This window comes from Candidatus Methylomirabilota bacterium (assembly GCA_036005065.1).
Taxonomy (GTDB): Bacteria; Methylomirabilota; Methylomirabilia; order Rokubacteriales; family DASRDR01; genus DASYQW01.
Genome location: DASYQW010000316.1, coordinates 1 through 9,616, shown reverse-complemented (window position 1 = coordinate 9,616; position 9,616 = coordinate 1). Strand labels below are relative to the sequence as shown.

General features: G+C 70.2%; 13 protein-coding genes. 7 read left to right on the top strand and 6 right to left on the bottom strand.

Annotated features, from left to right (window positions below; genetic code table 11):
• The 6 genes from VGW35_21475 to VGW35_21450 form a co-directional block, all read right to left on the bottom strand.
• A partial coding sequence (locus VGW35_21475; protein ID HEV8310243.1) for a thymidylate synthase occupies window positions 1-446 on the bottom strand: 446 nt, incomplete at its 3' end.
• Between the two features lie 81 nt (window positions 447-527).
• Window positions 528-1,085 (bottom strand): hypothetical protein, encoded by a 558-nt coding sequence (locus tag VGW35_21470; protein HEV8310242.1) that lies wholly within the window; start codon window positions 1,083-1,085, stop codon window positions 528-530.
• Between the two features lie 26 nt (window positions 1,086-1,111).
• A complete protein-coding gene (locus VGW35_21465) occupies window positions 1,112-1,540 on the bottom strand; it encodes a phage holin family protein (protein HEV8310241.1) in 429 nt (142 codons plus the stop codon).
• A gap of 1 nt (window position 1,541) precedes the next feature.
• Entirely contained in the window at window positions 1,542-1,886 is a 345-nt protein-coding gene (locus VGW35_21460; protein HEV8310240.1) for a hypothetical protein, read from the bottom strand.
• Between the two features lie 155 nt (window positions 1,887-2,041).
• A complete protein-coding gene (locus VGW35_21455) occupies window positions 2,042-3,145 on the bottom strand; it encodes a cyclase family protein (protein HEV8310239.1) in 1,104 nt (367 codons plus the stop codon).
• A gap of 39 nt (window positions 3,146-3,184) precedes the next feature.
• Complete coding sequence (locus VGW35_21450; GenBank protein ID HEV8310238.1) at window positions 3,185-3,556, bottom strand: cupin domain-containing protein; 372 nt, start codon at window positions 3,554-3,556, stop codon at window positions 3,185-3,187.
• Between the two features lie 146 nt (window positions 3,557-3,702).
• Between VGW35_21450 and VGW35_21445 the strand changes: the two genes are divergently transcribed.
• From VGW35_21445 to VGW35_21415, 7 genes are all read left to right on the top strand, one after another.
• Window positions 3,703-4,035, top strand: a complete 333-nt coding sequence (locus VGW35_21445) for a hypothetical protein (protein ID HEV8310237.1) — start codon at window positions 3,703-3,705, stop codon at window positions 4,033-4,035.
• A 49-nt stretch (window positions 4,036-4,084) separates the two neighbouring features.
• A complete protein-coding gene (locus VGW35_21440; GenBank protein ID HEV8310236.1) occupies window positions 4,085-5,317 on the top strand; it encodes a threonine synthase in 1,233 nt (410 codons plus the stop codon).
• Between the two features lie 144 nt (window positions 5,318-5,461).
• Window positions 5,462-6,376 carry an amidohydrolase family protein gene (locus VGW35_21435; GenBank protein HEV8310235.1) on the top strand — a complete coding sequence of 305 codons (915 nt, stop codon included), beginning with the start codon at window positions 5,462-5,464 and terminating at the stop codon, window positions 6,374-6,376.
• Between the two features lie 68 nt (window positions 6,377-6,444).
• On the top strand, window positions 6,445-6,897 hold the full coding sequence (locus tag VGW35_21430) for a Fur family transcriptional regulator (GenBank protein ID HEV8310234.1): 453 nt from the start codon (window positions 6,445-6,447) through the stop codon (window positions 6,895-6,897).
• Window positions 6,898-6,976: 79 nt separating this feature from the next.
• On the top strand, window positions 6,977-7,885 hold the full coding sequence (locus VGW35_21425) for a zinc ABC transporter substrate-binding protein (protein ID HEV8310233.1): 909 nt from the start codon (window positions 6,977-6,979) through the stop codon (window positions 7,883-7,885).
• A gap of 7 nt (window positions 7,886-7,892) precedes the next feature.
• Window positions 7,893-8,765 carry a metal ABC transporter ATP-binding protein gene (locus tag VGW35_21420; GenBank protein HEV8310232.1) on the top strand — a complete coding sequence of 291 codons (873 nt, stop codon included), beginning with the start codon at window positions 7,893-7,895 and terminating at the stop codon, window positions 8,763-8,765.
• The coding region (locus VGW35_21415; GenBank protein HEV8310231.1) for an iron chelate uptake ABC transporter family permease subunit at window positions 8,762-9,616 on the top strand (855 nt) is incomplete at its 3' end. The genes VGW35_21420 and VGW35_21415, both read left to right, overlap by 4 nt.

Below are 9,616 nucleotides of genomic sequence, written 5' to 3'. Positions count from 1 at the left end.
TCCTCGGGGACGTGGTAGCGCCACCGCCCGCCGGGACGGTCGGTGTACGGGATGTACCGCGTCGACTGCTCGAGGTAGGCCATCAGTCGACCCCACTCGAGGAGCTTGGTCAGGATGTTCGAGACCCCTTCGCAGGCGAGGTGGACACCCCCGAGCTGGGCCACCGAATCGTCGCCGTACTCGACGAACACCCGCTCGTAGAGGCTCTCCGCCCGTGAGACCCCGACCGCCGGCGGTGGCGGCGCGCCGGCATCGCGGTCGGCGAACTCGTCGAGGAACAGCCGCCGCAGCGACTTGGGAGAGCGCGAGTAGCGGGCGAACAGCGCCCCCTTCACCACCTCGGGCAAGTTCGTGAGGGCGAAGACGGGGCCGTCGAGGTCGGTGACGTACGGGGCGAGACGGGCTCGCTCGTTGGACGTGAGCTCGTCCCCGGAACCGGGGGCCACGCCCCCCATGATACACGACGGCGGGCCCGCCGCCTGCGTCGCAGCGGCGCGACCCGCCGTCGCGGAACGATGGGTCGGAGGTTAGACCGGGTCGGGGCGGCTTCCCGCCGGGCGCCGGGCGCGGCTCTCCGGCCCGAGGTCGAGCAGGCTGTTGAGCCACGCGGTCGCCGCCGAGGTCAGGGCGGGTACCGCCCGCTGCTCGAGCGTGTCGGCGACCTCGTCGATCAGGCGGTGGACGATTCGCTCGACGCGGGAGCCGATCTTGCCGAGCGACTGGCCCACGGACTCGGTGACCGCCTGCCGCGCCGCCGAGGTGGCCCCGGCCACCGCCGAGGTGGCTCCGGCCGCGCGCTCGCGGACCTGGTAGGCGGCCTGGGCCCGGACTTCGGCCGGGGTGAGCTCCGACTCGCCGAAGGCTTCGGCCGCCCCGCCATAGCCGTACCGTTCCGGATAGCGAACGCCGTCATTCCGGGTCATCAAGGCGGCCAGCCCGCGACCGACTACCAATCCGGCGGCCATCGCAAGCATCAGCGTGGCGCCCGGATAGCGGCTGACGTAGTGACGCCAGTCGACCGTCTGGCCGACCTTCCCCTTGAGCTCGTCGACGGTGTCTTGGATGGAGGCGCGCGTCCTTTCCATGGTCTCCCTCAGGCGTTCCTTGTCGTCTAGAGCTCGTGCTTGATCCACTGCGCATCCCTCCTGAGCTCCTCGACCGTCCGCCGGGGGACGAAGCGCTGCGCCGAAAGCTGCCGCTGGGCGACCAAGGCGAGCCCGCCGCCGCCCAGCGCCAGGACGACCCCGACGACGGCAAATCCGCCCGGCAGCGATCCCATCGCTTCGCCCAGCCAGATGGCGAGGGCGATCACCAGCAAGAAGACCCCGAGGACCGCCACCGCCCCCCCGGCCACCAGCAGGACCGACCGGCGCGCGAGGGCCGCCAGCTCCTCGGAGAGTTCCAGCTTGAGGAGCGCGAGTTTCTGATCCAGCAGCCGGCGGAGGTCGGCGGCGAGGCGGCTCAGGAGGTCCCCGAAGCCGCGCGGCCCGCCGTTCCCGACGGCGCCCTCGGGTACCGCGCTGCGCTCGCCGACGGCCATGCTACCGCCGCCCGAGAGCCGTCAGGCTCCCGATGAGCAGCCCGATCCCGGCCGCGATCAGGAGCGCCGTGACCGGCTCTTCGCGCGTGTACCGGATCGCGTCGTCCCTGACCTTCTCGAACCCGCCCTCACGGTATTTCGCCATCTTGTCTCGCGCCTGCTGCATCGCGCCCTGCACGTAGCCGGCCGCCTGCTCGGCGCCTTCCCGCGCCGAGCTGACGAACGACCGCGCCCGCGCCGCCGCGATGTCGGTCACCCGGCCGCCCCGGTCGCCGCCACGCGCGGGCTCCTCACCGGGCCACGCGGTCTCGAATCCGGTCGCCATCGGACGCTCGATGTTCTCCATGACGGTCCTCCCCGTTCGAGGATGTGGAGAAGTGTCGTCTACCCGACTAGGCACATGAACGCGTGGACTCTCAATGCAAAAGGGATACCGGGCACGCGGAGGAGGACGGCCCCGGGCGTGACGCCCGGGGCCGTCCGGCGAGAGGAGCGGGCGCGCTACGTGATGGCGATGGGACGGCCGGGAGAGCCGGTCGCCCCCTTCATCCGGAGGGGGGCGAAGACGTAGGCGAACTGGTAGACCCGGTCCTTGAGCAGCTCCGTAAAGTCCAGGTTTTCATGGTTGAAGATCCCATTCCGGGTAATCAGGATGTTGTGGACGATGAAGGCGAGGTCGGGGTTCGGGTTCGGGACCACCTCCGTCGCCCAGGTGTCGGACCCGATCATGGAGACCTGTTTCTGGACGACCCACTCGGCCACCTCGACGCCGATGCCCGGCTCGCCCGAGTTGAAGCGGGCGTTGTCCTTCATCCAGAGGTCGCCCCAGCCGGTGTTGAAGAAGATGGCGTCGCCGGGGCGGATGCTGCCCTCCGAGATCCCGCCCCGCTGGAGGGCGGCCGTCACGTCGGCCACCTTGATCTCCTCACCCTTGTCGAGCATCCGTCCCCTCACCCCGGCCACGTCGACGAGGATGCCCCGGGTAAAGAAGGGCTTGACCTTCTCGATCCCGAGCTTCTTCAGCCCGTAGGCGTCGGCCATCTCGGCCTCGGTGAAGCCGTTGTAGTACCGCATCTCGGTCATGTCGCCGTCCTTGCCGGCGATGCAGCCGATGTGGGCGAGGCCGTCGAACTGGGTGCCGATCTGGCCGATCTCGGTGGCGAGGAACTCGTCGTGGTAGACCAGCTTGTTCTTTCCGAACGGCCCGCCGGTCGGCGTGCCGGGGATCCGCAGGGCCCAGACGCGCGCCCCGAAGGCCGGAATGCCGGCCTCGTACACCCGCCCCATCTCGTAGATCTTGCCGGTCTTGATGAGACTCGCGGTCTCGAGGACCTTTTGCGGCGTGATGTGGTTGGAGGCGCCGGCTTCGTCCTGGGGCCCCCAGCGCGAGGGCCACCACTTCGGCCCGATCGGCGTGTCCTGGCTGCCCGCCGCCTGCTGGGCCTGGGCGACCTGGGCCCCGGCTAGCGCCCCGCCGGCGGCCATCCCGGCGGTGACCCCCGTGACGAGGCCGCCCTGGAGGAACACCCGGCGGGAGACCCCCTCCTCGCCGCCCTGGTCCGCCGACTCCTTCCGCATGAACTGCTCGAGCCATCCTGACTGCATTGGGCTCTCCCCCTCGGACCGATGGCGGTCCGCGATCGGCTACCCTTTGCGCATGTACGCCGGGGTGCCGCCACCGAGGAAGTCCTCCCGCGGCGGCGCGAAGATGTCGATCACCTCCGTATCCTCGGGGAACCAGGCCTCGTGCTCGATGCCGCCCGGGACCACCCCGATGTCGCCCGGACCGCACGTCCGCCGCTCGTCGCCCAGCCGGAACTCCATCTTGCCCGAGACGACCCAGAAGATCTGCTCGTGGGGGTGCCGGTGGGCGGCGGCGTGGGCGCCCGCCTTCATCTTCCAGACGACGACCATCTCCTTCTCGCCGGTGACGATCTTCCGGCGGATCAGCGGGGTGACCTCCTCCTCGGGAATCCTGTCCAGGTGGAGGTATCCTTTCGTGGCAGCGGCGCACATGAGGCAGGCCTCCTTGAGGACGATCTGGTGGCCTCAACCGTAATCAGGACCCGGCCTCGCTGTCAAGAGCCGGACATCCGCTTTGACACCATCCGCACCGCTTCGGTAGAGTAGCGTCCGCTCACACTTCGATCAGGAGGATCGCCATGCTGCCTCGCCGTCTCGTCCTGCTCAGCGCCGGCCTCATCCTCGCGCTCGCATCCTGCGCCTCGGTCTTCTCGACGGGCCGCGACTTCCCGTCGCCGGGGCGCGACGCCATCACCACCGGCACCACCGCCAAGCCCGACCTCCTCCGGCTGTTCGGCGAGCCGACCCAGGTCGGCATCGACGACGGCGACCCCACCTGGACCTGGCTGTTCTTCAAGAAGGGGAACCCCGACCTCACCAAGCAGCTCACCGTCCGCTTCCGGGCGGACGGCGTCGTCAAGTCCTACTCCTTCACCTCGAACTTCCCGGAGGACATGAAGACGCTCCGCTGACGGCGGCGGGCTGGCGCGCGCGCCGTTCGGGTTATACACTGAGCCCACCATGGATGTCCCGGCGACCTGCGCGCTCGGCCTCCGCTGCATCGAGTGCTCGGCCGAGCACCCGCTCGAGTACCTCCTGGCCTGCCCCCGGTGCCGGGGCCTCCTCGAGCCCGTCTACGACCTCGAGCGCCTGCGCCGGCTGGGCCCGGCCGCCGCCTTCACCGGGCGGGGCTTCTGGCGCTACCACGCGGTCCTGCCCATCCGCGATCCGGCGCACCGGGTCACCCTGGGCGAGGGTGAGACGCCGCTCCTGGAGGCGCCCGCGCTGGCGCGAACCCTCGGCGTGCGGCGTCTGCTCCTGAAGTTCGAAGGGACCAACCCGACCGGGACCATCAAGGACCGCTCCTCGGCCACGGCCGTGGCCGCCGCCCGCCAGTTCGGCTTCCGCGCGATCTCGGTCGCCTCCACCGGGAACGCCGGCTCGTCGATCGGCGCCTACGCGACGCGGGCCGGCCTCCGAGCCTTCATCTTCTGCTACGAGCAGGCCTCGGCGCCCAAGATGCATCACATGGGCGCGGTGGCCTCCGACCTCATCCTGTACCAGGGGTACTACGACGACCTGATCCGGCTGTGGGACCGGATGGTCGACGAGCTTCCGGTCTTCGACGGCGGCGCCAGCCGCAACGCGTACAAGCAAGAGGGGAAGAAGACGCTGGTCTACGAGATCGCCGAGCAGTCGGGCTTCCGCATCCCCGACGTGGTCGTGTTCCCGGTCGCGGTGGGCGAGGCCTTCATCGCGGGCTGGCGCGGCTTCCGGGAGCTCGCCGCGCTCGGCTGGATCGAGCGGGTGCCGCTGATGGCGGCCGCCCAGTCGGCCAAGGCCAACCCGATCGCCCGCGCCTTCCGGCATGGCGGGCCGCTGGCGCCGGTCAAGGTCTCCTACTCGGTGGCCGAGGGGCTGTCGTGCGGCGACCCCGCGCAAAAGGGCGAGTGGGTGCTCCGGATCCTGCGGGAGTCGAAAGGGCTGGCCACCGACGTGGAGGACGAGGCGATCCTCGACACCCAGCGGCTCCTCGCGCGGACGGAAGGCCTCTACGCCGGGCCGACGGGCGTGGGGACCCTCGCCGCCCTCCGGCGCCTTCTGGGCGAACGGGCGGTCGACCCCGACCAGACCTTCTGCTGCATCATCAGCGAGACCGGGCTCAAGACGGAGGCGCCCGTCGCGGCCCGCACGGGCCAGGCTTTCACCTACGAGCGCCTGGTCGCGCTCGTCCGCGATCGGCTCGGCGCCTGACAGACTCTCGGGATAATTACGGGCCACGGTCTCGCGTAGACGCCGCGGGTTAGTCGTTCCGCTCCGAGCGCGCGCTTTGCGCGCGCAACTTCTCCTGGGAGGTGGGTCTGGGAGGGGGCCGTCGAGGCCCCTTCCCACAAGCCGGTGGACATCGTCGACATCCACACCCACACCTATCCCCGCCCCGACCTCGGCCGCCAGGCCATGCAGGGCGACGGCTGGTCGCCCTACGCGGGGACGATCCCCGAGCTGCGGGAGGCGATGGCGCGCGGCGGAATCGCCGCGGCCGTGATGGCCAACCTCACGCCGATCCCGGACATGCGCGACGCCGCCCTCGCGCGCCTCCCGGCCGACCTCGGCGCCGCCGATCGGGCGGACGCGGAGGGGCGCCTCCAGGACGAGCTCCGCGGCCGCCTCGCCCGCCGCAACCGCTGGACCCTGGAGGCGGCGCGGGCGGACGCCACGCTCATCCCGTTCATCGGCCTCGACCCGGCGGTGATGACGCCGGGGGAGCTGCGCGACGAGCTCGAGGCCTGCGTCGAGGGAGGCGCCCGCGGGGTGAAGCTCCACCCGATCGTGCAGCGCCTGGCCCCGGCCACCCCGGCCCTCTGGCCCGTCTACGAGCTCTGCCAGGAGCTCGGGCTGCCGGTTCTGTTCCACTCCGGCTTCCTCGGCCGGAGCGCGTGGAATGCACTCGCCCGGCCGAGCGCCTTCGCCGACGTCCTGGAGGCCTTCCCGGCGCTCCCGGTGATCCTCGCCCACCTCGGCCGTGGCCACGTCGACGAGGCGGTGGCGCTGGCCGAGCGCTTTCCCCACGTCGTCTTCGACACCTGCGCCGTCGTCACCGCCGCCGCCGTCCCGTGGCGGATGGAGGACGCCGAGGCGGTGACCCTCGTGCGTCGACTCGGCGTGGAGCGCGTCTGCTTCGGGTCGGACTACCCGTGGTTCGACCCGGCCGCCGACGCGGCCCGGCTGGCGACTCTGCCGGGGCTCAGCGAGGGGGAGCGCGCCGCGATCCTCGGCGAGAACGCCCGGCGCTGCCTGACGCCCTCCGACTAGCCCCGCCGTCTTGACAGAACAGGCCGATTGCGGTGGAATACTGAAAACGAATTGCACAACCGTTTACAATGAGCCACCAAGCGCGAGCCGTCCGCATCGACATTTCGAACTCGCTGGCGCGTCGGGGAGTCCGGGTCACGGGGGCGCGGCGGGCCGTGCTCGACGTGCTCGCCGGCAGCCCGCTGCCGCTCACCGTGTCCCAAATCCACGAGCGGGTGGCGGCGAAGCGGGCCAGTATCGTCTCGATCTACCGCACCGTGAACCTCCTGGCCGGGATCGGCCTGCTCCGGACGACGGACTCCGTCCGAGGGAGCCGGCGCTACGAGCTGGACGAGCAGTTCACCGGGCATCACCATCACTTGATCTGTCAGGTTTGTGGGCGAATCGAGGATCTCCGAGGGTGTCTCATCGATGACCAGGCGCTCAGGCGGCTCAACCATCGGGTACGTCATCGGCGCCGCTTCCGCGTGACGAACCACGAATTGCACCTCTTCGGCTTGTGCCAGGAGTGTGACCGGTGATCCCTGGCGCCCTCCCGGGATAGCCGCCGCCCGCCGCCGGGTGGTTGCGGCGGGATAGCACGCGCACGGAGGACCGACGATGTCGATCTCGGGAGACAGGAACCGATGGAGCAGGCCGATCCTGCTCGCCATGCTGGCGCTGGTGGCGATGGACTCTTCGGCGGAACAGCGCAAGCCGAAGGTCGTCGCCACGACGGTTCAGATCACCGCCTTGGCGAAGGAGGTCGGCGGGAGCACGATCCAGCTCAAAGGCCTCGTGCCGGCGGGGGCCGACCCTCACGAATTCGAGCCGGTGGCGAGTGACCTGGTGGCGCTGGAAGGCGCCGACCTCATCCTCCGTCATGGCATCGGGCTGGATGACTGGCTCGACCGGACCTTGAAGGCCGGGAAGAAGGCGAAGCTGGTCACCGTGACGGCCGGAGTGCGCCCGCGAAAGGGCGAGGTAGACGGGAAGCCGGTCGACGACGCTCACGTCTGGCATGATCCGACGAACGCCAAGAAGATGGTCGACAACATCGCGGCGGCGCTGGACCGCGCCGATCCGGCCAACAAGCCGACGTACGACGCCAACGCCGTCGCCTACAAGAAGAAGCTCGACGCGGCGGCGGCACAGGTCCAGGCCGTCATCAACGAGATCTCGCCGGCGAACCGGAAGCTCGTCACGAACCACGACGCGCTCGGGTACTTCGCGCGGGCGTACGGCCTGAAGATCGTCGGTGCCGTCATCCCGGCCGTGTCTACGCAGGCGGAGCCGTCCGCGGCGGACACCGCGGCGCTCCTGGAGGCGATCAAGCGCGAGAAGGTCAAGGCGATCTTCGCCGAGTCCAATGTCAACCCCAAGCTGGCGACGACGCTCGCCAAGGAGGCGGGAGTGAAGATCGTGGATGACCTCTACGGCGACTCGCTCGGCCAGCCCGGCAGCGGCGCCGAGACCGTAGACGGCATGTGGCTGGCCAACGCGCGCAAGATTGCCGATGCCCTGAAGTGAGCGCGACGTGAGCCCACCGCTTCGGGACACGGCCCTGGCGACCGACGGCGGCACCTCGCCAGCCGCCGACGATGGTCTCGTGATCCGCGACCTCACGGTCGCCTACCCGCCCAAGGTCGTCCTCCGGGAAGTCTCCGCGGACATCCAGCGCGGCCAGGTGGTCGGCATCATCGGGCCCAACGGCGGCGGCAAGAGCACGCTCCTGATGGCGATCCTGGGCATCGTGCCGATTGTGAGTGGCACCGTCACGCTCTTCGGGCGCCCGGCCGCCGCGATGCGCGCCCGGATGGCGTACGTGCCGCAGCGCGAGCTGGTCGACTGGGATTTTCCCGTCACCGTCCGCGAGGTGGTCATGATGGGCCGGTACCCCGGGATCGGCTGGCTCCGCCGGCCCGGCCGCCGCGATCACGAGAGCGTCGACCGGGTGCTCGAGCGGGTCGGCATGCAGGAGCACCGGGGGGTCCAGATCGGCCAGCTCTCCGGCGGCCAGCAGCAGCGCGCCTTCGTCGCCCGCGCGCTCGCCCAGGACGCGGACGTCTTGCTGCTCGACGAGCCGCTCCTCGGCATCGATGCCGGCACGCAGGAGGTGATTCTCCGGATCATCGAGGAGCACCGACAGACGGGCAAGATCGTGCTCATCGCGACCCACGACCTGGCGAGCGCCTCCTGCCACTGCGACTGTCTCTGCTGCCTGAACGGCCGACTGGTGTCCTTCGGCCCTCTGCAGGAGACCTACACCGCGGAGAATCTCGCGGCCACGTATGGGGGGCCGGTCATCATGCTCGGGCACCAGGGGACCGCCGTAACCGCGCATCACGCGGGCGCGCCCGCGCATCACACACACGGGCACGGACGAACGGGTGTCGGGCCAGTGCGATGACGACTGTGCTCCATTGGGTGACGGATCCCCTTCACTACGAGTTCATGCAGCGGGCCCTCTTCGAGGTGGCGCTCATGGGCGCCGTCACCGGCATGATCGGGACCTACGTCGTCCTGCGCGGCCTGTCGTTCATCGGCGACGCGTTGACCCACGCCGTCTTCCCCGGGATCGTGCTCGCCTTCCTGCTCGGTCAGAGCATCTTTGTCGGAGCTCTGCTGTTCGGGATCCTGACGTCCACACTGATCGCGGTCCTGGCGACGAGCCGGCGGGTCAAGGAGGACTCCGCGATCGGCGTCCTCTTCGCGGGCGCTTTCGCCCTCGGGGTCGTGTTGATCAGCGCCACCAGGAACTTCGCCCGAGACCTGGCGTCGTTCCTCTTCGGCAACGTCCTCGGCGTGACAACGGAGGACATCTGGGCCTCCGTCATCGTGGGCGTGATCGTGGTGGGCCTGGTCGCGGTCTTCTATCGCGAGCTGTTGATCACGTCCTTCGACCGCGTGGGAGCCCGGGCCATGGGGCTCCCGGTCTTCTGGCTCGACCTGCTCCTGCTGATCCTCGTCTCGCTGACCATCGTCGTGTCGCTCAGCGCGGTCGGCAACATCCTCGTGCTGGCCATGCTGGTGACCCCGGCCGCGGCCGCGCGGTTCCTCACGGACCGGTTGCCGGTGATGATGGGCGTGAGCGCAGCCATCGGCGTCGTGTCCGGTGTCGTCGGGCTCTTCGTGTCCTACCACGCCGGCCTGGCCGCCGGGGGCACGATCGTCCTGGTGGCCACGGGACTCTTCGGGGTGATCTGGCTCTTCGCCCCGACCCACGGGTTCATCGCGAGTCGCGCGTGGGCGGGACGCCCG

Coding starts and splice junctions, on each gene's coding strand:
- VGW35_21470 (HEV8310242.1), bottom strand. CDS start 1,085: ATGGAAAGGACGCGCGCCTCCATCCAAGACACCGTCGACGAGCTCAAG.
- VGW35_21465 (HEV8310241.1), bottom strand. CDS start 1,540: ATGGCCGTCGGCGAGCGCAGCGCGGTACCCGAGGGCGCCGTCGGGAAC.
- VGW35_21460 (HEV8310240.1), bottom strand. CDS start 1,886: ATGGAGAACATCGAGCGTCCGATGGCGACCGGATTCGAGACCGCGTGG.
- VGW35_21455 (HEV8310239.1), bottom strand. CDS start 3,145: ATGCAGTCAGGATGGCTCGAGCAGTTCATGCGGAAGGAGTCGGCGGAC.
- VGW35_21450 (HEV8310238.1), bottom strand. CDS start 3,556: ATGTGCGCCGCTGCCACGAAAGGATACCTCCACCTGGACAGGATTCCC.
- VGW35_21445 (HEV8310237.1), top strand. CDS start 3,703: ATGCTGCCTCGCCGTCTCGTCCTGCTCAGCGCCGGCCTCATCCTCGCG.
- VGW35_21440 (HEV8310236.1), top strand. CDS start 4,085: ATGGATGTCCCGGCGACCTGCGCGCTCGGCCTCCGCTGCATCGAGTGC.
- VGW35_21430 (HEV8310234.1), top strand. CDS start 6,445: ATGAGCCACCAAGCGCGAGCCGTCCGCATCGACATTTCGAACTCGCTG.
- VGW35_21425 (HEV8310233.1), top strand. CDS start 6,977: ATGTCGATCTCGGGAGACAGGAACCGATGGAGCAGGCCGATCCTGCTC.